Raw genomic sequence first — 26380 nt, forward strand, 5'->3', positions numbered from 1 at the left:
CACGTTGCCACGCTGGCGAGGCAAGCAGTGTTCAATCTGTCGATATTGGGCTTCGGTGATTTCCATCACCGAAGCATACAACTAAATCAAATTAGTGTGAACAGGCCCTAGGAAACGTCCATGCAGTGGTAGGCCATAGCCTTGGTTCCGCTGCGAGCTTGATTGCCTTCCGCGATGGCTTGCGCGTTAACGCGAGCGTGCACCTGGCAGGTCCCTCTTCGATGTTCGCTGTGGCTTACAACCAGTTGGCTGCTGTAGGTGCGACCTTTGACGTTAGGAGACGATATTTTGAATGGATTCAAGATTTTACTAAGCAATCGGTGCTGGATGCTGACTTGCCATCCCTTACCCAGGGCCTTCTTCATCCAGGTCTCATTCTGCATGGTAGGGCGGACCGTGTAGTTCCGTTTAGGGCATCTGAAGCGCTCTATAGCGCATGGCCTCAGTCGACATTCGTTCCACTGGAAGGACTAGGTCATAGACAATTAATCACCGATACCAAAGTGATATCTGGCTGCGTTGATTTTATCCGTGCGAGGAGTCGGCCGACTCATGTGTAGGGAAGGTGCAGACGCGCTCACTGGGGGATATGGCTGTAGGAATCGCAGCTTCCGCGAAGAGCTATAGATTCGTGGAATCGACTGTCCAATGGTGAGGTGGATGGCAGACGACTGAGCACGAAAATGCCTGCCCGACGCTATGGAGATCAAGACGCCGTGACGTCTTGTGTTGCGATTCTTTTCTGACCCCGACCCGCCGAGCAGGTCGTTTGGCGCAAAAAGACCTCCCCCTTGGCCGAACTTCACCTTTATTGACTCGCTACTTCGGACCACTATTGAGACCAACAAAGTAGCAATTGACGTATATAAAAAGTGTCTAAAGAGGCGCTGAATGGGGGCGCAACATGGTTACCTTCTTCTTTCCTCGAGCGGTAGTTGTTCCCGTCTTGGTACTGGCCGGCACTGAGACGTGTGTCAACGCGCAGCCCTACGATCAGGCGGCACACACTCTTAAGCCGAAGAATCGATTCGGACATCAGCGGCCACGCTGGTTTTGCAGAGCCGCTCGCACAGTCCTCTCGCGGACATAAATCTTCAATAATGGTTTCGTCCGAACAATGAAAGTCCGCGGTCGGCTCGATTCACACATTTGCATCGGCCAAGAAACGAGACCGCTTTCGGGCGAATCGGCAGAACATTCCGTCGTAATGTTCTGCATCAGGTGCTGCACAGCCCGCATCTTTCCGCCAGTATCTCTCCAATTGCTAAAGCAAGCAAATTGACAAATTACTTCGAGGAATCTTTGAAATGAGTACCGAAACAATCAAAGCTGTGAACGAAGGTGACATTCTTTGGCAGCCGTCGGCGGATATGGTGGAGGGTGCACAGATCACTCACTATATCCACTGGCTGCGCAGCGAATATGACAAGTCATTTGACAGCTATTCTGACCTCCACGCATGGTCGGTAGATAAAAATGGCGAGTTTTGGGACTCCATTTGGCGATATTTCGAAATCATCTCAGATACGCCGTACACTGCAGTAGTCCAGGGCGAAATTTCTCGTGCCGCATGGTTTGAGGGTGCAAAAGTCAACTACGCTGAGCATGTCTTGAGGGCTGCAAAGCACGGAGGCGACGAGCCAGCCATTTTGGGGCTTAAGGAAGGTGGCGACATCACCAGCATGACTTGGTTCGAGCTGGCGTCAAATGTTCGGAAGCTTGCAAGTTCGATGCGGAGCATGGGTATCGGCTCCGGTGACCGCGTGGCGGCCTATTTGCCGAATTCACCTGAAGCTGTCATTGCCCTTCTTGCTACAGTCGCTATTGGCGCTATCTGGTCTTCAACTGCGCCAGAATTCGGCACTGGCGCCGTTGTCGATCGGCTCGCACAAATTGCCCCAAAGCTCATCTTTGTGGCTGACGGATATCGCTTTAACGGCAATCAGCATGACCGTCGACAAGCGGTCGAAGAGATCATTAAGGCGCTGCCGTCTCTCGAACAAGTCGTGTTGGTGCCGCAGCTGAATCTGAATGTTGGTTCCCCTAATACGCAAGGCAAGCCAAGTCGTCGCACCTTTGACGAACTTATGCAAGGTGAGCCAGTGGGGGAGAACGAGTTTGTCTTTGAACGAGTTCCGCACGATCACCCACTGTGGGTTTTGTACTCCTCTGGGACAACTGGTCTTCCGAAGGCCATTATGCATAGCCATGTTGGCATGCTTGTGTCGCATTACGTAGTAAACAACCTACATTTGAATCTTTCTACCGAATCCCGCTTGTTTTTCTACACGACAACGGGCTGGATGATGTTTAACTCGGTCGTAAGTGCGTTGTTGTGTGGTTCCAGCATTATCACCTACGACGGGAGTCCGACTTACCCCAGCGGAGCCGCGCTTTGGCGCTTGGCAAGCGAGACGCGGGCTACGGTTTTCGGCGCTAGCCCCACCTACATTCAGGTCATGGACCAAATGAGTGTACGTCCCAAGGACGAATTTGATTTGTCTGCGCTCGAGTTGATTCTTCTCTCGGGTTCGCCCGCCCAACCTGAGCACTTTGCATGGTTCCATGACAATGTGAAGTCCGATCTTTGGGTTGGTTCTTCGTCCGGAGGCACTGACATTTGTGGAGCAATTGTCGGTGCACTTCCGACGCTTCCGGTGCGAGCTGGTCGCATCCAATGTCCGATTCTAGGAATCGATGTCCACGCCTTCGATTCAGAGAACCGTTCAGTTGTTGACGAGGTTGGGGAACTCGTGATCGCGTCGCCTGCGCCTTGCATGCCATTAGGATTCTGGAATGATGAACGTCGGGACCGCTATGTTAGCGCATACTTTAAGGATATCCCAGGCGTTTGGAGGCATGGTGACTTCATACAGATCAGTTCTGATCTATCGTCGAACATCCTTGGACGCTCTGACTCCACTCTGAACCGTCACGGAGTTCGGATTGGCACTGCGGAAATATACCGCTGCGTGGAAAAAGTCGATGGTGTACGTGACAGCCTTGTCGTTGCATTGGAGCGATCGCCTGGCCATTACACGATGGAGTTGTTTATTGCCCTGATGCCCGGCTGGATTTTCGACCAATACCTCGTGAACGCGATTAAGGCGGCATTGCGGTCCAATTGTAGCCCCCGTCACGTTCCGGACGTGATTCACCCGGTTCAAGCAATTCCATACACGCTCTCCGGCAAGAAGATGGAGGTGCCAGTTCGGCGAATTCTACAAGGTGAGCCGGTTTCCAAAGTTGCTAGCGTTGATGCAATGAAGGACCCGAGGGCAATCGACGAATTCGTCAAGTTTAAAGTTTAATAACGGCCGATCTTTTGTGAGAAAAAATGATTGAAGTAATCGTAAAATTTACTCCAAAGTCAGGGAGTGAGAACGAGGTAGAGCGAATTCTTCGCTCTATGATAAAACCCGTGACCAATGAAGAAGGCTGTCACCGCTACGAACTCTACAAGAAGTTGAACGGGGCAGAGTTCTACCTCGTAGAGGCTTATGAGGATGATGAAGCCATCGACGCACATCGCAATAGCGACCACTATATTGCGTACCGAGAAGCTATCAAGACGCTGCTCGATAGAGATATTGATGTTTCGATCGTTGAGCGTCTTCACTCCTAGGGTTATTCCTCTCCTGGGATGAAGGGCAGGTACCCATAACCGACAAAATTGCGAGTTCTGGGTGCCCGCTACTCAAATCGACTTTGTTGTCTTGCTCACTTGACACGGCAGACCCCATTGCCGACATCGCATACGACGTCGGCTTTGACAACCCTACGGCGTTCCATCGTGCGTTCCGCCACTGGACCGGCAGCACGCCAAATACCCATCGCCGAATCATCTGATTCGATCGCGACTTGCGGCTGAGTGTGAAGCCAACAGGCTTCTCCTACGCGGCAGGATGGTTTTGCTCTGTCGACTTTCACACAGATACGCGGTCGAGTGAAGTGTACTTGCTTGTCATTGTGGCGGGATTCGTCAGTAAATGGGCAGATTTTGGTAATCATTTATTCTCCATCGTACCTTACGATTCCTTAATTAACGTCGCAACACAGGGCCGATGCGCCAGTGCACCGCATTCCTGGTTTCAAAGGAAAAAATGAGCTATACCGCCCCAACAAAAGACATGCTGTTCGCCATGCAGAATTTGGCCGGACTGGCAAGGATTTCAACGCTTCCTGGCTTCGAAGATGCCACCCTTGAGACGGTCGAGGCTGTTCTCCATGAAGCTGCGAAGTTCCACAGCGAGGTGGTTGCGCCGCTGAACGTCGTTGGGGACAAGGCACCCAGCAGCTGGCATGACGGTGAGGTAAGGACTACGGCGGGTTTCCGAGATGCATTCCGCCAATTCGGTGAAGGTGGTTGGCAAGGTATCGTCCATCCGACTCAATTTGGCGGCCAAGGCCTGCCCAAGCTTATTGGTACGCCGTGCACCGAAATGTTGCATGCTGCCAATATGTCCTTTGGCCTATGTGGGTTGCTGACCGATGGTGCCATTGAGGCGCTACTCACCGCGGGTTCTGACGAGCTCAAGCAGCGTTACCTGCCGCGCTTAATCGCCGGCGAGTGGACCGGGACGATGAACTTGACCGAGCCCCAGGCAGGATCCGACCTGGCGCTTGTACGCACGCGCGCTGAGCGCCAAGCGGATAATAGCTACAAGGTGTCGGGCACCAAGATCTTCATCACGTATGGGGAGCACGACATGGCGGAAAACATTGTGCACTTGGTGCTCGCGCGTACGCCTGGGGCTCCGGATGGCGTGAAAGGAATCTCGCTGTTCCTCGTACCCAAATTTCTGGTCAACAGCGATGGCTCTCTTGGTGCGCGCAACGATGTCGAGTGCGTGTCAATCGAGCACAAGCTTGGTATCAAGGCCAGTCCCACTGCCGTATTGCAGTTCGGGGACAACGGCGGCGCAGTGGGCTATCTGGTCGGCGAAGAGAGCCGTGGTCTGGAGTACATGTTCATCATGATGAACTCAGCGCGCTTCGCGGTGGGGGTGCAGGGCATTGCGGTCTCCGAGCGGGCCTACCAGCAGGCCGCAGCCTACGCGAAGGAGCGCATCCAAAGTCGTCCGGTGGATGGCTCGGTAAAAGAGGCTGTGCCTATCATCCGCCATCCCGACGTACGTCGGATGCTGACCGAGATGCGCGCGCTGACGGAAGGAGCGCGGGCTCTGGCGTTGGTGGCGGCCAGCTACTCAGATATTGCGCATGCCGCAGCCGAGGACGAAACACGTGCCCAATATACTGCCGCCTATGAATACCTAGTGCCTATCATTAAGGGATGGAGCACGGAGATGTCAGTGGAAGTGACCAGCCTTGGTGTGCAGATTCACGGTGGTATGGGCTTTATCGAGGAAACAGGAGCGGCGCAGCACTATCGAGATGCCCGAATCCTTCCCATCTATGAGGGTACCACCGCCATCCAGGCAAACGACCTGGTTGGCCGTAAAACTGTACGCGATGGTGGTGCGGCGGCACGGGCGATCCTTAGCCAGATCGACGATATGCTCGCTGCGCTGGCAATGCGTGGTGCGCAGCCGGTATGTAGCGTGATGTACGCACGCTTGAGCGCGGGGCACACCGCACTGGCCTCAGTGGTGGATTTCGTCGTTAATAACGCACGCACCGATGCCAACGCGGTGTTCGGGGTAAGTGTGGCTTATCTGAAGTTGGCAGGTATCGTATTGACCGGTTGGCAGATGGCGCGGTCGCTTCTCGTCGCTATCGAGAAGCATGACGAAGATCCGGATTTCTACAGCGCAAAAATCGCCACCGCTGATTTCTTTGCCAACCAGATCCTCGTACGCGCGCCGGGAATCGAAGCGGCGATCACCTCCGCTAGCGGCACTGACGGATATCTTACCCTTAGCGACACGCAGTTCTGAGAGTAAGCAGCCAAATTCACTTTCCATTCTCGATGGTGCGTTCGAACGACGACGCTTCGCACATCGCGATGGGGGCAGAACGTTTTGCGATAACTTTGACTAGGCGCCAGGACCGATACGGCTGGGCACCTAACGATCGCCGGCGCACACTGGGCATACGCAGCCATCTGGAGCGGCGCATGCCATTCCTTGCCGCCCGCTCGATAATTCAAACCGCGTTGCGCCTACAGAGTTAGGGGGGGCGATCGATCTTGGAAAGCATAGGCGGATGAAAGATAGTTCGCGTCGCTCCCGCCACTTCGGTCAGGAAGCTTCTCGATCGACCGTCGATCAGAATGAGCGTGTGGTTTTTGCTTCCGCAGGGGGGATCGAATTGGCTGTGCACACTTTCAAAATTGGACGTCGAGTTACCAACACAGTGCGCGGCTCGGGATGGCGGCCTCTACTCCGGCTTAAGATTGATAGCTCGAATAATTTCCTGCATTTGAAGGGACTGATTCTGGATCATCGAGGCAAATGCCCCGGAGTCTAGCGTAAGAGGCTGGCTGGCGCGCGATGCTGCAAAGGTTGCAAACTCAGGCGACTCAACCACTCGGCGAGATGCGGTTTGCAGGTAATCGACGACAGCTTTCGGGGTTTTTGGAGGGGCAAAGATACCTGCCCATGTAGGCAAGTCAATCTCAGGATACCCGGCCTGGGCGGTGGTTTGCACGGTAGGGAGATACGGGTCAGGCTTGTTCTGGAATACTCCCAGGCCCTTCAGTTCACCGTCCCGTATCCGCGGGAGCGCACTGATGGTCGTGATCACTCCCAAGTCGACCTCTCCGGATTTGATTGCGAGCAGGGGGGGCGAGTCTCCCTTGTACGGAATGTGCTGTACCTCAATGCCGCTTTTCCTCTTGAACATCTCCATGGCGAGATGGGCGGCCGATCCGATTCCAAGCGAAGCGTAATTCAGCGACTGTCTGCGACTCCTCGATATCTTCACAAGCTCAGAAAATGACGATGCCTGGAACGACGGCAGAGATACGAGAATATTGGCTTGTGCAGTAATAGGTGATACAGGAATGAATTGCCTAGGGTCATACGGCAGGTTTTTATAAAGATTTGGGCTTATCGAATGACTTCCAGGATTCCCTGCGACAAGGGTGTAGCCGTCGGGAGGACTATTTAGCGCCGATACCATCGAGACGATCTGTCCCGCCCCGGGTTTATTATCAATTACGACAGACTGCCCGATTTCGCGGGCCAGACGCGCGGCGAACTCTCTCGAAATGGAGTCGGACGCGCCTCCTGCAGCGTAGCCAATAATGATTCTAATAGGCCTTTCAGGGAATTTTGCCGCGCGAGCGGATGGAAGCGTTAGCGACGCTGTTGTGACCGCTAGTGCTTCGCAAAATCTCCGACGAGAATAATTGATGTTCATAAGAAGTTACTATTCATTCTGAAGTTGTGATGATGCAATGAGCGGTAATAGAGATAATTACACTTTGTAACTTCTTGGTTTGTGGCGATCTTGAAAAGTTTTGTGAACAGGAGGTTAGTGCACACCGTCACTGACGGCCCTTTGAAAGTGAGTCGTTAGCCGTTGATGGCGCTATATAAGCGCGCGATCTGATTTTTGCCGTTTCGACGACAAGGCGGCGGCCCCGCGTCGCCCGAATTGGGGTGTGCGGGGAGTAATGTGGCTTATAGCTCTAGCAAAGTGTCGTGCACCAATTATTGGCTGCTAGGGTACCGCTACTACAGTACCCGGCAAACGAAGCTATTTGCGCATCCATATGCGCAATGCAATCTGGGAGGCCTCAAGCCGAATCAGAATATGGAAGTGACGAAAAGGAACGCAGCAGGGGTATCTAGCTGTCGTGGATAGGCTGCGCAAACCTGATCTTGCGCGTTTGAAAACGCATGCCTATACCCGGTTATGATCAAACCGGGAACAAAACTTCCATCAATCGATGAAGCGGCAGCTGCGCTCGGCGTGGCCGCCGCCACATTGCGGCATTGGCATTGCCAGGGCCGCCTGCTGCCTGCTCTGCGCACCGTGGGCGGCAATCGGCGCTATGCGTCGGAGGCAGTCCCAACCGCTTGCCGGGCACAGATGTCTGCGGCCGGCAAGACCATTTGCTACGCCAGCGTCTCGTCTCATGACCAGAGCGCACTGCGGCGCAAGCATGGGGACTGCCATATCGCCGGCGTGCAGCTTCGATGCGGCCATGAAATGACGGCGCAGCACCTCCACGAGAGGTGGTAGCAACGCTGCGCGGTGACCGATAGTCCCGCCGGTGCCGTCTTATTGCTACACGGCCTGCAGAGCGCACGGATAGAATCCAGTGCAGGAAGCAGGTTCGGGAATGCCGTCTTCAGCGCGGCAATACATTCGCGAGCCGGCGCAGACTTTCGTCCACAACACTACGCGGGCAAGCCAAATTGATGCGCATGAATCCCTCGCCTTCGGGCCCGAACTTTGGTCCGTAGTCGAGCCAAAGGCGCCCGCTGCGCAGCAAGAAATCGTGCAGATCCGCTGGGCGCATGTTGAGCTTGCGGAAGTCCATCCACGCGAGGTACAGCGCATTCGTTGGAGTGACTTTCACCGGCAGGCCGAGCTTCTCAACCTGCGTTGCAAAGTGTCGGTGATTGTCGCTCACATAAGCCAGCATGGCATCGACCCACGATTCGCCGTATCGGTATGCGGCCTCGCCGGCGGCGGTGCCCATGGTATTTGAAATCGACACGCCGTTCCTTTCACACTGCGCTTGATATGCCTGACGCAGTCGAGCGTTAGGGATGAAGATGTTTGCGCACTGCAGGCCCGCGATATTGAATGTCTTGCTCGGTGCGGTGCAGACGATCGAATTCTCGGCCGCAGCATGATCCAGCTTTGGGAAAGGGATGTGCTGTTGCCCATCTCCGAATACCAGGTCCTGATGGACCTCGTCGGACACAACCAGAATGCCGTGGCGCTCGCATATCGATGCCATCGTCATCAGCTCATCTCGTGTCCACACATTGCCGGTGGGGTTATGCGGATTGCAGAGGATGAACAATTTCGTGCCTGGAACAATGGCTGCTTCGAAGACCTCGGGGTCGAACCGGTACACGCCGGTCTCGTCGAGACTGAGTGGGGCTCTTGCGACGCGCCTGCCGTTGATGATCACATCGTGATGGAAATGAATATAAACAGGCGTCTGGATCAGCACATGATCGCCAGGTTGCGTGAACGCCTGGACGACCATGCTGAGCGCACTGACGACTCCCGGGGACCGCGTGAGCCATTCTGGCTTTGCGTGCCATCCAAAGCGTCGGGCTTGCCAGTCGACGACTGCCTCGAGATAGGCGTCCGGCGTAATACCGTATCCGAGCGCGCCCGTTTCGATCGCGCGATGCAACGCTTTAGCAATCGGCTCAGCAACTCGAAAGTCCATGTCGGCAAGCCACATCGGCAGCGGATCGGCTGCGACCTGTTCCGGGGTCAGACGCAGCTTACCGGCTACCCACTTGGCAGAGTTTGTATTGCGCCTGTCAATGATTTCATCGAAATCAAACAGCGTATTTTGATGGGTGTGCATCGTTTTTCCTTATCTCCCCAGGGAAAATCCTTCAGCTGCCGAGAGCGACGTAGCAACTGGGAGCTCGAGTCTTAAGTGTCTGTGTGATCAGGCGGATCACAACGAATGTGCGTTGGCCGCTCAGCGCGCGTTGCCTGGATAGCTGGCGCTCATTCCTGCTCGGACGTCCATTTGGATACCATAGGCAGGGAACGGGTAACGAAGCCCGTTTTCCCCTAGCGCTTTCATACCCTCAATCGCTCTAACGATATCTCCGGGCTTCAATGCCATGAGCATTTCTTCATCAAGCACTCCGCCGTACCTGCGCTCCGCAAAGCAGGGGATAGAGAGGCTCGGCTCTTCTGTGCACAATGCGCGTCCCCAGGCGTCTGCACACGATGATTCGCCAACAACGCTCCAGTCAAAGCGCTTGTAGGCTTTCCACTGCAGGCCATTAATGAAGTACATCATTGCACCGGGAGTTGCATAGAAGAGAGCGATGTCCGGTACGCCCATGATGTCGGTCTGCTGACCCGACCATTTCCTTAAAGGAGCCGCAATCAACGCTCGGTAACGCCCAGCAGGGACACAATGCATAGACGCTTGGTGCCGCGATGCATCTTCAACGGTAGCAAACCACACACCTGCCATGTGCTTACCCGTGGACCATTCTGCGCTAGGCGTTCCGAGGCCTACCACGTTGCGGCATTGGTCTCCGACGAGATCATCGGCGGTAATACCAACAGTCCAGCCGAGTCGGGTAGCCTGGGCAACAATCTGGTCCATTGTATGAACGGCGGTCGGGCGCCGCAGCCGTGCAATCTTGTCCAGATCGTCTGCGGCTTCAAGAAGCTTCAAGCCGACTACCGGGAATTTCAGCTTCAAAGTCCCCTCTAGCTGCGACGAGATGTCTGCGAGTTCGATCATGGGTCACTCTCGTGAGTTTGGTTTTTCTATAGTTGGAACGACTGGTATCCCCTCACTCAGGCTTGGGTCCTGATTGACGGATGACGGTGCGGACCTGTCGGGTGTTGCACTTGTTCGCCGATAGCTTCTCGCGACAGCAGCGCGCTAACGCCTGCACCAGCAGAGGCCCCGAATCCCGCGGGCTGACAGCGTGGTGTACTGCTTTGACTTGTTCACCGACGTCGCCGTTGGGGTGCCGGACACGGCAGGCTTCATCGCCAGTGCGTGGCGCTGATCGAAAGCATTGAATTCGCTGGACGCCGCTGGTCGCACGATGCCCTTGGGCTTGCCGGCAGAGTGGGAGGAGTGGAGCAGGACTTCGCCGCTGATCGGGTCGGTCAGCGGCGTGTCCGTGCAGACCGCGGCAGCGGCGCCCCAACTCGGGTATCCCTCCAGGTCTTCGCCGCAAGCCATGGGATGTACCCGGTCCTCGATAAGGGCATCCAGAGTTGGTGGTGCCTCAGCCTTGGTGGCCGAGAGCGCCGGCACGCCGGAGCCACTGCCGGTGGCGAAGTGCGCCAGTTCCTCCGTCGTGCTGCAAGTGGAGACTGGCGTGAAGTAGACGCCGACGTGCTGGGCGGCCAGTGCAAGTTGTAAGGAAGGACTGGTCATTGTCCAAGCAGAACACCAGCGAGCCTCCGTTGCGCAAGCCGAGGCTGCACAACGGACGTGCGCTGCGGTTGGCACGCTGTTCCGACACCCAATACGTCAGCGTAGCGCCGCCCGCCGCAAAGACTGTGCAGACGGCGTCGGGCGTTGCTTGGCGAAATACGACGGGTGCTTCCCAACTTGCTGTGACACCGTGTTACTCCTCGATGGTCACGCCCGAGCGACGCACAGCATCTGCCCAGAACGCCAATTCCTTATGGAAGAAGCGGGAAGATTCATCAACATCGAGATCCAGTGGGGCCAGGTTGATGACCGCTGAGTTGCTCTTGCTCTCCTCGGACACGGCTTCCCGGAAGGCCTGGTTGAGCTTGGTCAAGACCGGTTTAGGCGTGCCAGTCGGCGCGTAGAGGCCTACGTGGAACCCCACAGCGAACTTCTCCATCCCGGGAGTTTCGGAGACCAGCGGGATACCAGGCATACTCGGGCTTCGCTTGCTTCCTGTCTGGGCGATAATCTTGACGCGGCCGCTCGGCAGCAACGAAGTGAAAGCGTTGTAGCTGTCGAAATTCAAGTCGATGATGCCTGAGCCCAGGTCGTTGAGCAGCGTCGGGCCGCCCTTGTACGGCACCTGGGTCAGCTTGATGCCGGCCATTTGTTCGAGCATCACAGCGCCGAGGTGGTTGCTGCCACCGGTCGTGGAGGTGCCGTAGGTGAGGCTGCCCGGCTTCGCCTTGGCCAGCGCGATCAGGCCCGCGAGATTACTCACGGGCAGTTTTCCGCTCACGGCAATGGCGAACCCGTCCTGGCCGAGATAAGCGACCGGCGTAAAGTCATTGGCGGTGTTGTAACCGAGCTTGCGGTATAACGCGGCGTTGGTGAGCAGTGTATTTACGCCGATCAGCAGCGTGTAGCCGTCGGGTTCGCTCTTGGCCACGGCACTGGACGCGATGATGGTATTGCCGCCGGGGCGCGGCTCAATCACCACGGGCTGACCGAGCTTCTTGCCGACACGTAGGGCCACTGGGCGGAGGAAGTTGTCGGTGGACCCACCCGCCGGGAACGGTGTGATGATGCGAATGGGTCGGGAGGGGAATGCGGCGTCGGATTCGGCGCGGGCGCAGTCTAGTCCGACGGACAATGACAGTGCCAGCGGCGCAAGCAGAAGGAAGCGGCGGCGGGCAGTACGGTGAGGCACGACGTTCATGGCAATGAACTCCAATGAAGGTATTGGCGGTGTGGGGCGGCTGGCGTGTAGCGTGTCCGGGCGTCAGAAAATATGACGGATACCAAGGGCTACGCCGACCATGTTGTCCTTGCCGGCGCCAAGGAAATAGCCGTTGGCGAAGCTGATGGCCGAGGTGTCGAAGTTCAGGCCGGAGTTGCGCACGTAGGCAGTACTGAGGTACAGGTCAGTACGCTTGCTGAGGCTGTAGTCCGCCACGAAGAGAACTTGCCAAGGGTTCTTGATATTGGTGCCAGCCAGTTTCTTCACGTCATCGTAGTAATAGGCGACCGTGAGTGCCAGCGGTGCGCTGAGCTGGTAGACCAGACCGGCCCAGTAGTAGTCGTCGCGCAGGAGCAGGCTGCTGTCCGGTGCCTTGTTCTGGCCCCAGCGATAGCCGCCCATAATCTTGGCGTTACCAACGGCGTAGCTGGCGGCCACGGCGGCTTTTTTGAACGTGCCGGTGGCGCCGGCGGCGTTCAGTGTCGGATTGAACTGGCTGTAGACTACTGCAGCGCCGACGGGCCCGGAAGCGTAGGTCAGGCCGGTGCCGTAGCCGGTGTCCCGGCGGAACTGACCCGGCACCTCACCGTTGCCTGTTACGCCGGTGCCAAAGGACCAGTGTGCGATCGCGCCCACCGGACCGAAAGTGCCGCTGTACTTGACGGTGTTGTCGGAGCGTGCGTCGAGCCCCAACTGAGCCACGAGCGGCTCGTACTGGCTGGCATATGCCGTAGGCGAGAAGTTGGCCAGGGCGGAGAACATCGTGGAGTACTGTCGGCCGAAAGTGACCCGGCCAAAGCTAGCGTGGTCGAGACCGAGATACGCCTGCCGCCCAAAGATGCGGCCGCCTTGTTGCAACTTGCCGTCATCGCTGCCGAAGCCATTTTCCAGTACGAAGAGGGCCTTCATGCCACTGCCCAGGTCTTCGGTGCCACGCAGGCCGAAGCGCGAGCCGGACAGCGCGCCGGAAGTCAGCCGGACGGCGTTGCCACCGGGCCCAGCGTTGAAACCGTTGGCAGCCGACGGCGCCTGGGTGCCTAGGTTGCTGACGTATTCGATGTTGTTATCGATTGCACCGTACAGGACCACACTGGTCTGGGCGTGGGTGGCGGGCGCAAACAATGCCAGGCTCGCGATCAGGACGGGTAGGGCTTTGACTCTCATCGTTCGTGTTTCCTCATTCTTTTTGTCATGGGTTGTGCGCGGCCACACGTCGCGCCTTTGCGCTGCCTCGGCCGGGTTTTTTGCGGGCGAGCTGAGAGGCGGACAATCATCGGAGCGACCGCAGGGCAAAACTATTTCATGGCGGGCCCGCCCCAGTCCAATGACAGAACGGAGATTATTGATGCGCAACTGGCATGAGTGTGAGCAAGGGCCAAATGCCACCGGGCTGGCGTCGAACTCATTTTGATCAATCCTGCCTACACGTCGAAGATCGCGACAGTGAAGTACGCCGCACGACGAGGTTGGACCGTGCATGCTGCCGCAGCGGATGTGATTGCCCGCCGCGGACAGGAGTTGTCTGAACGTGCGAGGATGCCATGACGTCCTGCGGTTACCTGTAAGGAAAGACCGCAGATCGCGACAAGGTGCCTGGGGCGAGGTTCATACCGCGTACAGGAGTCTGGTGCGCGAGCAATGGCTCGCAGTCGGTCGCGCATCCACGTGGCAAGGCGTCAGCACCGTTGCCCGAAGCCCTCCGGCTTCGCCCTCCAGGAAGGACGACCGTTCGCCTTGCGCCTCTTAGGGAATCGCTGATTAAATCAGTGCGCGAGTCATCGAGGCATTGGACGAGCGCGTTGTCAGAAGGGTGTCCATGATTCAGCTCCTGTGATGAAGCGACAGATCAGTTTTGCGGAAGCGGAAAGCCACGGCAATAAGCGTGTGACGCGCCGCCAGCGCTTCCTGACGGAGATGGAAAGCGTGGTGCCGTGGGCGCGCCTGATTGCGGCGGTCCAGCCGTACTACCCGAAGGGCAAACGTGGACGGCCGCCGATCGGCCTGGAGCGAATGCTGCGCATTTATTTCCTCCAGCAGTGGTACGGGCTGTCTGACGAGGCCCTGGAAGACGCGCTGTACGACAGCATGGCGATGCGGGCGTTCGCCGGGATCGACCTCGCAGTCGAGGCGGTGCCAGACGCGACCACGCTGCTGAAGTTTCGCCGCCTGCTCGTCGAGCATGAACTGACGCGAACGCTGTTCGACGAGATCGGCATCATGCTGTGCGAGCGGGGACTGATGATGAAGGAAGGCACGATCGTGGATGCCACCATCATCGAGGCGCCACCGTCGACCAAGAACAAGCAGAAGAGCCGCGATCCGGAGATGCACCAGGCCAAGAAAGGTAATGCTTGGCACTTTGGTATGAAAGCCCATGTCGGCGTGGATGCTGCCTCTGGGCTGGTACACAGCGTCGTGGGCACAGCGGCCAACGAGTCGGACGTGTCGCAGGCGCATGCGTTGCTGCATGGTCACGAGGAGCATGCGTTTGGCGACGCGGGCTACACGGGCGTGGACAAGCGCGAGGAGATGCAAGGCAAGACCGTGAAATGGCAGGTGGCAGTCAAGCGCGGAAAGATCAAGGCGATGCGTGACGGAACCGTCAAGGACTTGGTGATCGCCGTCGAGCGGGCCAAGGCCCAGATTCGGGCGCGGGTAGAGCATCCGTTCCACGTCATCAAGAATCTGTTTGGTCATCGCAAGGTTCGCTACAAGGGCCTGGTCAAGAACACGGCGCAGTTGTTCAGCTTGTTTGGTCTGGCGAATCTGGTGTTCGCCAGGAAGCTGTTGTTGGCCTCAGAGGGGAGCAAGCCGTCCTGAGCGCGCGAAGCGCGGCCGGGAAGGGTGCGAAACGCGAGAAAGACGGCTTGAATCGATCAATCTCTCCCGCATTGCGAAAACTGAAGTCCTTGGCTTGTGCAACATCAAGCGCAAACCTCATTGATCAGCGATTCCTTAGGTAATGTCCAGATTTGCTTAAAGTAACGGCAGGGGCTTAGTCTCGCTGTTCCGGAGGCGCGACGTTCGTTGTTGCCGCCTAGACCGGCTGCCTCGGTCCATCGCTGTATTTTCGTCGCAACAGGTTGATCATGCTGCGCACGATCGGCGACGTGTTGGATTTGCGCCAGATGCAGACATTTTCCAGTACGAGGTCGAGGTCGGAAATGCCCACCAGGTTCACGCCTCGTGGTAGCACGAAATTTTTGCCAAGCGGATGGATGCCGATGCCATCGTGCTCGATGATATGTTTGAGCACGATTTCCAGGAAACTGCTCTCATATCCCACAGTGATGTCCGCATCTTGCTTCGCAAGGCGTTCATCAAGCTGATCGCGCACGCGCGGCCACGTCTTCGCACTCACCAAGCTCAGCGCCACGTGGTTCAGGTCCTTCAGCTCCAGCTTCGGGCGCTCCGCAAGCGGATGCCGCTCCGACACCAGCGCGCAGTAGCGGGTCTGCTCGATCCGGATCAAGCCCAGCTTGTCATCATAGACGGGGCCGCTGCAGAAACCCAGGTCGAGGACTCCATTGCGCACGCAGAATGCGACGTCTTGGGAAGGCATGTATTCGATGCGCACTGTTACGTTGGGAAACGCCTTGGCGAACTCGTCGCTCAGGTTCTCCCACTCGCCCCAGCGTGAAGTCGAGCTGACGCCGAGCTGGAATGGTCCGCTGAGATCGAAGTCCGGCGAACTGACTTCCGCCAGACCCGCCTGGTAGTGTGCGAGCGCTTCGCTCCAGTGGCGCGCCAGCGTGAGTGCCGCCCGAGTCGGACGCACCAGCCGGGTCGTTCGCTCGAAAAGGCGCTGGTCCACGCGCTCTTCTATGGCGTTGATCCTTCGTGAAAGGCCAGATTGCGTCAGATGCAGACCTTCGGCCGCTGCATGGAAATTGCGCTTCTCCAGCAATTCTAGGAAAGCGTAGATATGGCTGATATTTAGCATGCTGCGGGTCGGAGGGCGGGACGCAGGCAGTTTGGCCGCCCGCGACGGGTAAGCGACACCCCCGTCTGCCGGGTTTCAGGCTGCCGGCGGAATCCGTAGATCCACTGTGGTCGCATTGCTCTCCCCGCATAGTTCTGCCAACCCAATAGACCCGTTACGGGCGTATTAACCGAAAAGTCATTGGGCTCGAGATCGACCGGCATGTGAGATCGCTTCGTCCAATGCTACGGGGTCCAAAAGGCGGACGTAACATTGAGCCAGCCTCTCGTATGCAATTGTCGACTGGAGCTAGCGATCTAGGACGCTGACCTTCATAGCCATACAAAGGCGCTGTGTCCTCGGATGGCTCAACGTCGACCGCCTGCGGCACACCCATCCGGCGTCGCACTACACGGACCTTCCTGCTTACATCGTTTGATATCCGTATTGCCCTAGATTGCGTCGCTCTGCAGACAGTCTCCATACGGGACGACTCATTCCCGCATGGAAACTCTCTTGTAAGAAAATAGGCCCGCTTACTGGGGTTCCAAATTAATATTTCGCGCAATCCTCTGAACCTTCTCAAGTTCACTTTGATAGAACGATGCAGCCTCCGACAGTGTCATTGGTTGAAGTGGCAGAGCTGCTGTATCGTGGAGATAGCGCTTGAAGTCATCGCGCTGTGTCACCTCAGTAATGCTCTTATTTAGCTTGATAGCCACAGCGTCGGGTACGTTGGCGGGAACGAAGATACCTCCCCAAATGTTGTGGAAGAAGTTTTTGAGATACTTCCCCTCATTGAGGGTTGGAACGTTTGGCAAGTGCGTATTTCGCTTCTGACTCGCCACCCCAATCACTCGGACCTTACCCGTACGAATGAGCTCCGCCACATTTCCAGAGAATGACAAGAACGCAAAGTCGATCTCCTGACTCAGCAAGGCCTGAACCTGTGGCGCCGCACCCTTGTACGGCACAGTGAGATACTGCACGCCGATCTTTTCGCCAAAGTCTGCCGCAACAATGTGGGTCGACGAACCATACCCCCAAGTCCCAATACTGAAAGCCTTTGGATCCCGACGGCTATGCTCGATTAGCTCATCGATACCTGTAAAGTTGTGCTTTTTGCTTGTAACCAAGACGACGTCGGAGTCGCCGAGCGGAGCCAGGAGTTTGAACCCTTCCGCTTTATATCGTGCCTGCGAGATCGCAAGCGGAGCAAGGATAAGATCATTGCCTGCAGCCGCCAGAAGAGTTCCGCCATCGGCCGGCGCGTTTTTTACACTGACGGCAGCGATGGAGCCACCCGCTCCGGGCTGGTTCTCGACAATCACAGCCTGACCTAGCAAGGTTTGAAGCGGTGCCTGTATCCGACGCGCGGAGGTATCGGTGGGGCCTCCGGCCGGGAACGCAACCTTCATCACGATTGGTTTGTTGGCCTGCCCCAGTGCCGGCGTCGCAGTCAGAAAAACAGTTGCAGATGCGAACATCGCACCGGCTACAACGCGAAGGGTTCGTTTTGACGAAATCTTCTTCATTTTACGTCTCCTCATTGATTTCTATCTTTGCACCTCGTTTTGGGCGCTTGCTTTAATAGAGCGAGAATCGCTCATAACTGCGCTGAATAATCCGTTAAAATCTCCTTTTTTATAGCCGTCCCACTCGGAGCCTTCAATGAATGATGACTCCGTAGAACATGAAAATCGTTATTCATGGGGGTAGATTTCTACCATCTATTTAACAGAAGTGCGATTCCATATTTTTTGGAAACGGATCAACAAATCCCGTGGAGTCGAAACGGCCAAAACCCCGCGTTTGGCCAGAGGATCTCTTGATTCATACCTGTCGATAAGCGGTATTAGTCCTCGATCCGATTTCAACACGAAAATAAGGAAGATTCTTCTCGACGACAGCCGGGGGCAAGTAGATCGCAGTGGAACTTGTCGGCTGCCGTAGTGGACGTCTGCCGCCAACGCCCCTTCGATCGTTTCAGGGCAGTGAGCAGACATCCACCAAATGCATTTGTAGGTCAGTCGACGAATGGATAGTCGACGTAGCCATGACGCCCAGTTCCGCCATAGGGCGGAGCGTCCTCGAAGGGCTTGTTGAGGGGGTGGTTTTCCCGGAAGCGTCGCGGCAAATCTGGGTTGGTGATCATCATGCGACCAAACGACACCATGTCAGCGCGACCGGTACGGATGGCGTCTTCCGCCATCTCCTTTGTATAGCCGTTGTTCACCATCCAGACACCGCTGTACAAGCTTCGCAACGCCTCATAGTCAAACGGTACGTTATCGCGTGGACCGCCTGTATGGCCCTCAACAATGTGAAGATACACGGGATGCAGCTTTTCTAGTTCACGGACGACATGCTCGAACAGCGGCTGCGGGTTGCTCTCTACCGCGTCGTTTACAGGCGATACTGGCGCCAGCCGTACACCAACTCGATCTGCCCCAATCTCGTCGACAACTGCGGCGGCGACTTCCAGGAGAAAGCGCGCACGGTTCTCGATACTGCCGCCATAAGCGTCTGTACGTTTGTTCGTACCATCGCGAAGGAAGGAGTCAAGGAGGTAGCCATGGGCGCCATGGAGTTCCACGCCATCGAAGCCCCCGAGAATGGCGTTCGCCGCTGCCTGTCGGAAGTCTTCGACGATGCCGGTGATCTCATCGATTTCGAGAGCACGTGGGGGTGAACAATCCTGAAATCCCGAACCCGTGATGTAGATTTGAGACTTTGCGACGATAGCCGAAGGAGCGACTGGCGCTTGATTGTTCGGTTGGAAATGCGTGTGCGACTTCCTACCGGTATGCCAGATCTGCAGAAAAATGCGGCCGCCCTGTGCATGCACCGCATCAGTCACCTTCTTCCAAAGCTCGATCTGCGCAGGGGTGTAAATGCCGGGCGTATGGCTGTAGCCTTGTGCTGTGATTGATACTTGTGTAGCTTCGGCGATGATCAGACCCACGCTCGCACGCTGGCCGTAGTACTCAGCCATCAAGTCGGTAGGCACGAGGTCATCGTCTGCCCGGCTACGCGTAATCGGTGCCATAGCCATGCGGTTGGCCAAGTCCAATTTCCCAAGCTTGACCCGCTGGAACAAGGCATCGGCCGGGGCGAGGTTAGTTTGTGCGCTCATGAATTTTTACTCCGTGGTTTGAACCGACCGATTGGGAGGCAACAATCAAACGGGTCATGCCGCCCCCCCAATTCAAAAGAAAGTTAGTCGAAAGTGGCGACCAGGCTGCGGCGGCTCAGCAAGATACGGCGCTTCTTCAGTTCTTCGACTTCGTCTTTGTGAATACCGATCTCTTCCATGATCTCGGCGTTGCACTCTCCTTGGAAGTACGGCACTCCCGGTGCAGGCAACTCGGAACGACTGAATCGCCAAGGCCGGCCGGGCATGCGGACCTTGCCGCCCGCGCGGTCATCTACTTCCACGATTGCGCCCCAATCTTTCGCCCATTCCGACGACGCCAGATCGTTGACACTACGTACAACGCCAATTGCAAGACTCGCCTCGCTCACTTGAGCCTGGAGCAACTCGAGATCAGAGAACGTCAGGATCCAGGCTCGCACTTCTTGCATTAGGCTTGCGAGGTTCTCGCGGCGGAGGGTCGCATTTGCATAGCGCGGGTCCTGAAGCAAGTCGGGACGCCGCATCATTGAGCAATAGCGACGGAAGGTGGGCGTGAAGACAGGACTGCCCGACAGGGTGAGGCGGCTGCCATCTGGCAATTCGATGATCGGCGACTCGTTAGCGCTAAGTGCATATGGCTCGTCGTTTACATCGATGCCCGACAACAGCGCACCGGCGCGCTCATTGACTGAGAGCATCGTCGCAGCCATGGAGACGTCCACATGCTGGCCTTCGCCGGTTTTCGACCGGTGTTGCAGACCAGCCAAAACCGCAATGACCCCTTGCAGACCGGTGTACACATCTGCGTGACTGCAAGCGTCGTTGCGCAACTCTGTCATTGCACCCGCATAGTGCTGCTCCAGCATATGGGTCAAGCCCGTCTCCGCATGAACCGTCGGGGCATAAGCAGGTCGGTTGCGCCACGGCCCGGTCTGACCGTAACCAGTAATCGACACATACACAACCCTCGGATTGAACTGGATGACGTCTTCATACGCGAGCCCAAAACGGTTCAGGGTTCCAGGCCTGAAGTTTTCGACAATGACGTCCGCATCCTGGCACAGTTCGATAGCTACTTGGCGTGCCTCGGAATAGTTCAGGTCGAGGCTGATTACTCGCTTACCTGCGTTCTGTTGCACGTAGTAAAGCGACATCGGCCCAACGTGCGGTACGCCTGCACGCCCAACATCGCCCGAGGGCGGCTCCACCTTAATGACTTCCGCGCCCAGATCACCCAGCGCCTTGGTGCAGCTAGGGCCCGAGAGAACACGGGTAAAGTCGACGATTTTTACGCCGGCGAGAGGTGCGGTACTCATGTCAATTCCCCTCGAAGACGGCAGTGCCCGGCCCGGTAGCGAGGAATGCAGTCAGGCCGCGCTTCTGGTCCTGGCTCTCCCACATCACACTGTTCACTTCCTCCTGGATGGCGTCCGCCGCCGCAATACCATGGCGAGCAGTGACGTTGGCCAGTCGCTTGATTCCACCCAGTGCAATCGTCGGACCGGCGGCGAGCTGCCGGGCAAAGGACAGGGACGCGCTGCTCAGGTCGCTCTCTTCCACGACGAGGTTGATAATCCCCCAGCGTTCCAGTGCACGCGGCTCGTGTCGACGCGCGAACATCCCCATTTCCTTCGCTCGCGCGACACCCGCCCGCTCAGTCACACGTTGAATTCCGCCAAAGAGCGGAAGCAGGCCGAGCGTGGCCTCTGCAAATCCGAATGACGCTGTATCCGCGGCAACAATAAAATCGCACAGCAGGGACAGTTCAAAGCCGCCACCGAGCGCTGCGCCATGCACCGCAGCTACTGTAGGAAGAGGAACGTTCTCGAGTGCGTTCCAGGCCGTCTCCATACGCTTGGTATCCATCCGGTCGGAATTGACTGCGTTTGTGTCAGCACCGGCACAGAAATGACGCATAGAACTGCGCAGGAGGATCGAGCGGCATCCCTCCTCAACGGCCTGTTCGTACGCGGCCATCAGTTCCGACATCAGCGTCTGATCCATCAGGTTGTGGGGAGGCTTGGCAAGCGTCACGATGCCGACGTTACCGTCTTTCACGAATTCAACTACTGGCATGGATTCCTCTACAGGTAGACAAGGGAATTTTCAGCCCATGTTTGGGCCATCATATGGTCGAGCGCGCTTGGTCATGGAAAAAGAACCAGTCGGTCGTGGGACCGGCGCGACGACGTAAGATTGAATCGACCGCGCTGCAACAGGGCCAACTCGCCAGTCGCATTGCATCTATCGACTCCCGCAAAGAGATCAGGTGGCCTCAGCGGAACGCCAGCAGACGAGCGGCTGACAATAAATCCAGCGCGATCACGCGTAGATCGGATAAGGGTGCTTAATGAAAGTCTCCTGAAGCACTCCGACTCCATTCAAGCGTGGACATACCTCCGAGCGAAAAAGTGAAACTGCCCTACCGAAACACTCCTCGCTCGCGCCAACGCCGTCATGTCGCAATCCGTCTCCGTGCCTTAATTATCAGAGGCCTTTGCCCAGTAAGTGAGGTCGCCTTCTGCCAACGATGCGGTGATTTTGTGTCAGCGCTTTGAATAGTGCATCACGCGAATGCTCCGCGTACCGCCCTGCGCGGGCGTTTAGATGGGATGTGGATCCGAAGAAACTGGAACGAGCTGGGATGCAACCACACTGCGTGCCATTCCAACGGCACTCAACGTCGTTCGCCTGGTAGATCCAGGTTGAATAGGGAGTCATTTTCTGCCATCATGAGGTCATAAGATGACAGGAGCCAATCGATGGCCTCAGTTCCTACCCCCTCGAGCACCGACGTGCTTGTCGGCAACTTTAGTGGCCTTCATGCGCCTACGATGGTGCTATTCGATCTCAAGTCACTCCTTACTGAATTGGAAAGTGAGGGGGTTCCTGCGCGCCAAGTGCTAGCAGGTACCGGAGTGCGGCTACAGCAGTTCGAGGAACCGCGGTCACTGATTTCGCGTCATCAGCGGATTGGCATCTATCGCAATGCCTACCGTCTCGCTACACGCCCTGATGTTGGGTTGTTAGCTGGCGCGCGACAGCGTATCAGCGGCTTTGGAATTTATGGGTACGCAATTGCGAGCAGCCGCACCCTGGGTGCAGCGCTCGATATTTGCATGAAGTACTTACAACACGCGGCGGGGCCGGTGTTACAGATCAGCTCGCGCATTGAGGGTGAAGTAGGCATTTTTCAGAGTCACGATCCGTGGTCGGTCGGCGACTTACTACCCTTCGTAGCCGAATTTTGGCGCAGTTCCAACAATTCGCTCCTCAGTCGTGCGTTGGAGGCGCCCGTTCCTTCCGTACGTATGCTGTTTCCGTATCCGGCGCCGGCTCATTGGAGAGCGTACTCAAAGATGTTTGGTTGCCCAGTCGAGTTTGGCTGCGATGTCATGGAATGGCACTATGACGCAAAGGCGAGGGAGCTGGAGTTGCCAAATGCCAATCCGATGACCGCGCTCATGTGTCAGAATCTCTGCGATGAGATGTTCGCAGGGGTCGAAAATGAGTCAGATCTGATACCCTCAATTCGCGCTTTTCTAGTTAATCAGCCCGGGCGCTTCGAGAACGTTGATGGACTTGCCGAACGTATGGGCGTGTCGGTGCGCACGCTGTATCGGCGTCTGTCTGCCGAAGGAACGTCATATCAAGCAATTGTCGACGACGTCCGATTGCGTCTCGCGCGGCAGTATCTTGAGCACACATCTATGACCATCGAGCAGATCGCCGAGCGACTAGGGTTTTCCGACGCGTCAAACTTCCGCAAGGCGTTTAAAAGGTGGACCGGATCAGCTCCCAGCGACCAGCGAACTGAACAGGCAGTCTAGCAGGCTGTTGAGTGCAAATGTCCTACATGGCGAAGTGCTTTTCGACAGCCTGTTAGCGTTGCTACTCAAGGCGGCAAAGAGGAAAGGCTTTAGATGCGCTCAAAGATTGCCGCAATGCCTTGACCACCGCCGATGCACATCGTGACAAGTGCGTAACGGCCTTGCACACGCTGCAGTTCATGCACTGCTTTAACCGTGATCAAAGCGCCCGTCGCGCCAATAGGGTGCCCGAGGGAAATGCCTGATCCATTGGGATTGACCTTGCTTGGATCCAAGCCGAGCTCCTTGGTCACAGCGCAAGCCTGTGAGGCAAAGGCCTCATTGGCCTCGACTACATCCAGATCCGACACTTGAAGTCCGGCTCGTTCGAGAGCGATCTTCGTTGCTGGTACAGGCCCGATTCCCATCATCTTAGGATCTACGCCGGCGTGGCCGTAAGAGACCAGGCGGGCAAGGGGCTTAAGGCCACGTCGTTCTGCTTCCGTGCGCTCCATCAATACAACCGCAGCTGCAGCGTCATTTAGCCCAGAGGAATTCCCTGCGGTAACGGTGCCATTCTCTTTGACGAATACAGGCTTGAGCTTGGCCATGTCATCCAGGGTGGCATCATGGCGGACATGCTCGTCGCTATCGAAGATTACGTCGCCCTTGCGGCCCTTAATGACGACCGGGACAATTTGATCCTTGAAGTACCCTGCCTTGATAGCAGCCGAAGCACGACGATGCGATTCCAGCGCAGTTTCGTCCTGCTGGGCGCGCGAAATGCCGTACTCTTGGGCAACGTTTTCTGCAGTGATGCCCATGTGAATTCGATGGTAAGCGCATCGCCAGCACCGTGGTTGACGACGAGACAGGAATGGTCCTGCTTTAGGCTTGCAACGCCAGTTGAGGGGCGACGTTCCACGGCATGAGTTCGTCGATCCGGTTGACCGGATGATCGGCGATGTGGGCCAAGACGTGACGCAGATAGGCCTCGGGATCGATGCCGTTGAGTTTGCAGGACCCGATGAGCGAGTACATGGCGGCCGCACGCTCGCCGCCACTGTCGGCGCCGGCGAATAAAAAATTCTTCCGACCCAACGCGACACCGCGCAGCGCATTCTCTGCGATGTTGTTGTCTATCTCTGCCAGGCCATCATCACAGTAGTGGATTAGTGCTTGCCACTGGTTCAGCATGTAATTGATGGCCTTGGTCGTTTCCGACTGTGTCGAGAGCGTCAATAGCCGCTCTCGCAACCACACTTCGAAGCTGTCCAATAGGGGCCGGGATCTTTGCTGCCGCACCTGTTGACGCACCGCAGGTGGCTTACCCCGGATTTCCGCTTCGATGGTATAGAGCTCGCCGATCCTGCGCAATGCCTCCGTGGTGGTCGGCGTTGCCTTGCGGACATGCAGATCGTGCACCTTACGGCGCGCGTGGGCCATACAAGCTGCCTCGCGCACACTGCCATCGGTAAAAACAGCGTTGAAGCCCGCATACGCGTCTGCCTGCAGGATGCCGCGGAAGCCGGCCAGATGCGCCTGGGGATGTTGGCCCTGGCGATTTGGTGTGTAGGCGAACCAGACCGCCGGCGCAGCATCCGAACCCGATGCGCGATCGTCCCGCACGTAGGCCCATAGTCTTCCCGTCTTGGTCTGCCCCTTACCTGGCGCAAGCACCGGCAGCGGCGTGTCGTCCGCGTGAACCTTGCCGGGCATCATCACGTATCGGTGCAAGGCCTCGACCAGCGGGCGTACCAGTGCACCACAAGCGCCGACCCCGCGAGCCATGGTCGTGCGGTCCAGATCCACGCCCTGCCGGGCATAGATCGCGGCTTGGCGGTACAGCGGTTGATGATCAGCGTATTTGGCAACCAGTATGTGAGCGTGCAGCCCCGCCGTGGCAATGCCGCGCTCAATCGGCCGACTTGGCGCTTCAGCCTGGACGATGCAATCACAACAGGCGCAGGCCTTCTTGCGCCGCACCTGCCGTATCACCCTGAATGAACTGCTGATGATATCGAGTTGCTCCGAGATGTCCTCGCCCAGCGGCTTGAGCTTACCGCCGCACTCTGGACAGGCTTCGGTTTCGGGCTCGAGAATGCGCTCCTCCCGCTCCAGGTGCTCCGGCAACGGCTTGCGTACCGCTTTCTTCCGGACTGGAGGGGGTGCCTGCGGACCGGCTTCGGTGTCGGCCGCACCTTCCTCGGCCAGCAGATCTTCCAGTCGCGTCTCGAGCTGTTCAATCTGTCGATCCAGCTTCTCGGACTTCTGGCCAAACTGCATCCGCCTTAGCTTTGAGATCTGCAGATTTAGCTGCTCAATCTCCATGGAACGGACCGCCAAGGCCCGTTCCATGAGTGCGATCGATTCCCGCTGTGCCAACACCAACGCCTTCAGGGCCTCAATATCGTCGGGAAGGTCGCTGGGGTCGATTGGCATGCGCGGCAGTTTACGCACATGCCGCAAGGTTTACAACACCGATAATGGCGGCCAGGTGCGCTCTGGCTGCTTCCAGTTAATTCCCTCTAGCAGCATCGACAACTGCGCTTGCGTCAGGTGGATCTTGCCGCTGTCGGCCTGCGGCCAGACGAAACGTCCACGCTCCAGGCGCTTCGAAAGCAAGCAAAGCCCATCGCCCGTTGACCACAACACCTTGATGACGTTGCCGCGCCTGCCGCGGAAGACGAAGACATGGCCGGAGAACGGGCTCTCCTCCAGAGCCGCCTCCACCTTCGCTGCGAGCCCGTTGAATCCACAGCGCATGTCGGTCACGCCTGCAGCGATCCAGATGCGTGTTCCCGCCGGCAACCCGATCATGGCGTCAAACGGTCCAGTACCGTACGCAACGTGGTCGGGTCGACTGCCCCTTCAATGCGAATCACCGCTCGGCCCAAACGGATCTCAATGGCGCCGTGCGGCGGCGTCGGCTCGCAAACCGCAGCGGCCGGACTCATCGGCATCGGACCGGGTGGCGAGCTTGGGTGTTCAATGGTCACCGGTAACAACACAGCGGCTTCCTGGCGCTGCTCCATTCGATAGCGTCGGCGCCAGGTGAACAGCATGTTCGCGTTGATGCCGTGCTCGCGCGCCAATTTAGATACCGAGACACCCGGCTCACACGCAGCGGCTGCCAACCGCCGCTTGAATTCCTCGCTGTGGTTCGGCCGGCCTTTGCGACTGCCGGCGACTGGTACTTCCTGTGACTGTGACAAAGTAGTTCCCATCACTATTTGGTGGGAACTACTTTGGCGCCACTCTACTAAAC

At 57.1% G+C, this 26380-nt stretch carries 21 protein-coding genes and 2 pseudogenes; 7 read left to right on the plus strand and 16 right to left on the minus strand.

All coding sequences use genetic code 11. The features are described 5' to 3' along the window. Nucleotides 1–107 precede the first annotated feature (107 nt). Nucleotides 108–365 (minus strand): hypothetical protein, encoded by a 258-nt coding sequence (locus KHO41_RS29085; protein WP_211956707.1) that lies wholly within the window; start codon nt 363–365, stop codon nt 108–110. A 942-nt stretch (nt 366–1307) separates the two neighbouring features. Here KHO41_RS29085 and KHO41_RS29090 point away from each other — a divergent pair. The 4 genes and pseudogenes from KHO41_RS29090 (at nt 1308) to KHO41_RS29105 (ending at nt 5897) form a co-directional block, all read left to right on the plus strand. Next, nucleotides 1308–3311 (plus strand): acetoacetate--CoA ligase, encoded by a 2004-nt coding sequence (locus KHO41_RS29090; RefSeq protein ID WP_211956708.1) that lies wholly within the window; start codon nt 1308–1310, stop codon nt 3309–3311. A gap of 26 nt (nt 3312–3337) precedes the next feature. Next, entirely contained in the window at nt 3338–3625 is a 288-nt protein-coding gene (locus tag KHO41_RS29095) for a putative quinol monooxygenase (RefSeq protein WP_211956709.1), read from the plus strand. 110 nt (nt 3626–3735) lie between these two features. After that, nucleotides 3736–3849: pseudogene (locus tag KHO41_RS29100) on the plus strand (helix-turn-helix domain-containing protein); the annotation flags it as partial. Nucleotides 3850–4103: 254 nt separating this feature from the next. After that, nucleotides 4104–5897: an acyl-CoA dehydrogenase gene (locus tag KHO41_RS29105; RefSeq protein ID WP_211956710.1), complete on the plus strand. Its 1794-nt coding sequence runs from the start codon at nt 4104–4106 to the stop codon at nt 5895–5897. A gap of 442 nt (nt 5898–6339) precedes the next feature. Here KHO41_RS29105 and KHO41_RS29110 read toward each other — a convergent pair whose 3' ends face one another. Continuing rightward, nucleotides 6340–7323, minus strand: coding sequence for a Bug family tripartite tricarboxylate transporter substrate binding protein (locus tag KHO41_RS29110; protein ID WP_211956711.1), 984 nt, complete (start codon nt 7321–7323; stop codon nt 6340–6342). Nucleotides 7324–7821: 498 nt separating this feature from the next. On the opposite strand from KHO41_RS29110, the gene KHO41_RS41985 reads away from it, so the two are divergent. Continuing rightward, a complete protein-coding gene (locus tag KHO41_RS41985; protein WP_376989798.1) occupies nt 7822–8151 on the plus strand; it encodes a MerR family DNA-binding transcriptional regulator in 330 nt (109 codons plus the stop codon). Between the two features lie 109 nt (nt 8152–8260). Here KHO41_RS41985 and KHO41_RS29120 read toward each other — a convergent pair whose 3' ends face one another. From KHO41_RS29120 to KHO41_RS29140, 5 genes are all read right to left on the minus strand, one after another. Next, nucleotides 8261–9466, minus strand: a complete 1206-nt coding sequence (locus KHO41_RS29120; protein WP_244874084.1) for a MalY/PatB family protein — start codon at nt 9464–9466, stop codon at nt 8261–8263. 120 nt (nt 9467–9586) lie between these two features. Further along, nucleotides 9587–10372 carry a DUF169 domain-containing protein gene (locus KHO41_RS29125; protein WP_211956713.1) on the minus strand — a complete coding sequence of 262 codons (786 nt, stop codon included), beginning with the start codon at nt 10370–10372 and terminating at the stop codon, nt 9587–9589. A gap of 144 nt (nt 10373–10516) precedes the next feature. Then, the gene (locus tag KHO41_RS29130) at nt 10517–11023 is read right to left on the minus strand and encodes a hypothetical protein (RefSeq protein ID WP_211956714.1); all 507 of its coding nucleotides are present in this window, start codon (nt 11021–11023) and stop codon (nt 10517–10519) included. A 193-nt stretch (nt 11024–11216) separates the two neighbouring features. Next, nucleotides 11217–12224: a Bug family tripartite tricarboxylate transporter substrate binding protein gene (locus KHO41_RS29135; protein ID WP_211956715.1), complete on the minus strand. Its 1008-nt coding sequence runs from the start codon at nt 12222–12224 to the stop codon at nt 11217–11219. Nucleotides 12225–12287: 63 nt separating this feature from the next. After that, nucleotides 12288–13409: a porin gene (locus tag KHO41_RS29140; protein WP_211956716.1), complete on the minus strand. Its 1122-nt coding sequence runs from the start codon at nt 13407–13409 to the stop codon at nt 12288–12290. Nucleotides 13410–14078: 669 nt separating this feature from the next. Between KHO41_RS29140 and KHO41_RS29145 the strand changes: the two genes are divergently transcribed. Beyond that, a complete protein-coding gene (locus KHO41_RS29145) occupies nt 14079–15065 on the plus strand; it encodes an IS5 family transposase (protein ID WP_211956717.1) in 987 nt (328 codons plus the stop codon). A 217-nt stretch (nt 15066–15282) separates the two neighbouring features. Here KHO41_RS29145 and KHO41_RS29150 read toward each other — a convergent pair whose 3' ends face one another. The 5 genes from KHO41_RS29150 to KHO41_RS29170 form a co-directional block, all read right to left on the minus strand. Beyond that, nucleotides 15283–16188 carry a LysR family transcriptional regulator gene (locus KHO41_RS29150; RefSeq protein WP_211956718.1) on the minus strand — a complete coding sequence of 302 codons (906 nt, stop codon included), beginning with the start codon at nt 16186–16188 and terminating at the stop codon, nt 15283–15285. A gap of 515 nt (nt 16189–16703) precedes the next feature. Beyond that, nucleotides 16704–17702, minus strand: a complete 999-nt coding sequence (locus tag KHO41_RS29155) for a tripartite tricarboxylate transporter substrate binding protein (RefSeq protein WP_211956719.1) — start codon at nt 17700–17702, stop codon at nt 16704–16706. A gap of 491 nt (nt 17703–18193) precedes the next feature. Further along, complete coding sequence (locus KHO41_RS29160) at nt 18194–19303, minus strand: alkene reductase (protein WP_211956720.1); 1110 nt, start codon at nt 19301–19303, stop codon at nt 18194–18196. A gap of 83 nt (nt 19304–19386) precedes the next feature. Continuing rightward, complete coding sequence (locus KHO41_RS29165; protein WP_211956721.1) at nt 19387–20619, minus strand: CaiB/BaiF CoA transferase family protein; 1233 nt, start codon at nt 20617–20619, stop codon at nt 19387–19389. A 1-nt stretch (nt 20620) separates the two neighbouring features. Further along, a complete protein-coding gene (locus KHO41_RS29170; RefSeq protein WP_211956722.1) occupies nt 20621–21379 on the minus strand; it encodes an enoyl-CoA hydratase/isomerase family protein in 759 nt (252 codons plus the stop codon). Between the two features lie 719 nt (nt 21380–22098). Between KHO41_RS29170 and KHO41_RS29175 the strand changes: the two genes are divergently transcribed. Next, nucleotides 22099–23133, plus strand: a complete 1035-nt coding sequence (locus KHO41_RS29175; RefSeq protein WP_244874085.1) for an AraC family transcriptional regulator — start codon at nt 22099–22101, stop codon at nt 23131–23133. An 89-nt stretch (nt 23134–23222) separates the two neighbouring features. On the opposite strand, the pseudogene KHO41_RS29180 reads toward KHO41_RS29175, so the two are convergent. From KHO41_RS29180 to tnpA, 4 genes and pseudogenes are all read right to left on the minus strand, one after another. Next, nucleotides 23223–23951: pseudogene (locus KHO41_RS29180) on the minus strand (acetyl-CoA C-acyltransferase); the annotation flags it as partial. A gap of 49 nt (nt 23952–24000) precedes the next feature. Next, on the minus strand, nt 24001–25554 hold the full coding sequence (gene tnpC, locus KHO41_RS29185; RefSeq protein ID WP_211956724.1) for an IS66 family transposase: 1554 nt from the start codon (nt 25552–25554) through the stop codon (nt 24001–24003). 30 nt (nt 25555–25584) lie between these two features. Beyond that, nucleotides 25585–25932: an IS66 family insertion sequence element accessory protein TnpB gene (tnpB, locus tag KHO41_RS29190; protein WP_211956725.1), complete on the minus strand. Its 348-nt coding sequence runs from the start codon at nt 25930–25932 to the stop codon at nt 25585–25587. Next, entirely contained in the window at nt 25929–26339 is a 411-nt protein-coding gene (tnpA, locus tag KHO41_RS29195; protein WP_211956726.1) for an IS66-like element accessory protein TnpA, read from the minus strand. Before tnpA ends, tnpB begins: the two co-directional genes overlap by 4 nt. Between the last annotated feature and the right edge of the window lie 41 nt (nt 26340–26380).

Origin of the sequence: Cupriavidus numazuensis, assembly GCF_905397435.1 — a bacterium.
GTDB lineage: Bacteria > Pseudomonadota > Gammaproteobacteria > Burkholderiales > Burkholderiaceae > Cupriavidus > Cupriavidus numazuensis.

Coding starts and splice junctions, on each gene's coding strand:
- KHO41_RS29105 (WP_211956710.1), top strand. CDS start 4,104: ATGAGCTATACCGCCCCAACAAAAGACATGCTGTTCGCCATGCAGAAT.
- KHO41_RS29170 (WP_211956722.1), bottom strand. CDS start 21,379: ATGCCAGTAGTTGAATTCGTGAAAGACGGTAACGTCGGCATCGTGACG.
- KHO41_RS41985 (WP_376989798.1), top strand. CDS start 7,822: ATGATCAAACCGGGAACAAAACTTCCATCAATCGATGAAGCGGCAGCT.
- KHO41_RS29150 (WP_211956718.1), bottom strand. CDS start 16,188: ATGCTAAATATCAGCCATATCTACGCTTTCCTAGAATTGCTGGAGAAG.
- KHO41_RS29135 (WP_211956715.1), bottom strand. CDS start 12,224: ATGAACGTCGTGCCTCACCGTACTGCCCGCCGCCGCTTCCTTCTGCTT.
- KHO41_RS29110 (WP_211956711.1), bottom strand. CDS start 7,323: ATGAACATCAATTATTCTCGTCGGAGATTTTGCGAAGCACTAGCGGTC.
- KHO41_RS29155 (WP_211956719.1), bottom strand. CDS start 17,702: ATGAAGAAGATTTCGTCAAAACGAACCCTTCGCGTTGTAGCCGGTGCG.
- KHO41_RS29085 (WP_211956707.1), bottom strand. CDS start 365: ATGAAGAAGGCCCTGGGTAAGGGATGGCAAGTCAGCATCCAGCACCGA.
- KHO41_RS29090 (WP_211956708.1), top strand. CDS start 1,308: ATGAGTACCGAAACAATCAAAGCTGTGAACGAAGGTGACATTCTTTGG.
- KHO41_RS29160 (WP_211956720.1), bottom strand. CDS start 19,303: ATGAGCGCACAAACTAACCTCGCCCCGGCCGATGCCTTGTTCCAGCGG.
- KHO41_RS29145 (WP_211956717.1), top strand. CDS start 14,079: ATGAAGCGACAGATCAGTTTTGCGGAAGCGGAAAGCCACGGCAATAAG.
- KHO41_RS29140 (WP_211956716.1), bottom strand. CDS start 13,409: ATGAGAGTCAAAGCCCTACCCGTCCTGATCGCGAGCCTGGCATTGTTT.
- KHO41_RS29125 (WP_211956713.1), bottom strand. CDS start 10,372: ATGATCGAACTCGCAGACATCTCGTCGCAGCTAGAGGGGACTTTGAAG.
- tnpC (WP_211956724.1), bottom strand. CDS start 25,554: ATGCCAATCGACCCCAGCGACCTTCCCGACGATATTGAGGCCCTGAAG.
- tnpB (WP_211956725.1), bottom strand. CDS start 25,932: ATGATCGGGTTGCCGGCGGGAACACGCATCTGGATCGCTGCAGGCGTG.
- tnpA (WP_211956726.1), bottom strand. CDS start 26,339: ATGGGAACTACTTTGTCACAGTCACAGGAAGTACCAGTCGCCGGCAGT.
- KHO41_RS29130 (WP_211956714.1), bottom strand. CDS start 11,023: ATGACCAGTCCTTCCTTACAACTTGCACTGGCCGCCCAGCACGTCGGC.
- KHO41_RS29095 (WP_211956709.1), top strand. CDS start 3,338: ATGATTGAAGTAATCGTAAAATTTACTCCAAAGTCAGGGAGTGAGAAC.
- KHO41_RS29120 (WP_244874084.1), bottom strand. CDS start 9,466: ATGCACACCCATCAAAATACGCTGTTTGATTTCGATGAAATCATTGAC.
- KHO41_RS29165 (WP_211956721.1), bottom strand. CDS start 20,619: ATGAGTACCGCACCTCTCGCCGGCGTAAAAATCGTCGACTTTACCCGT.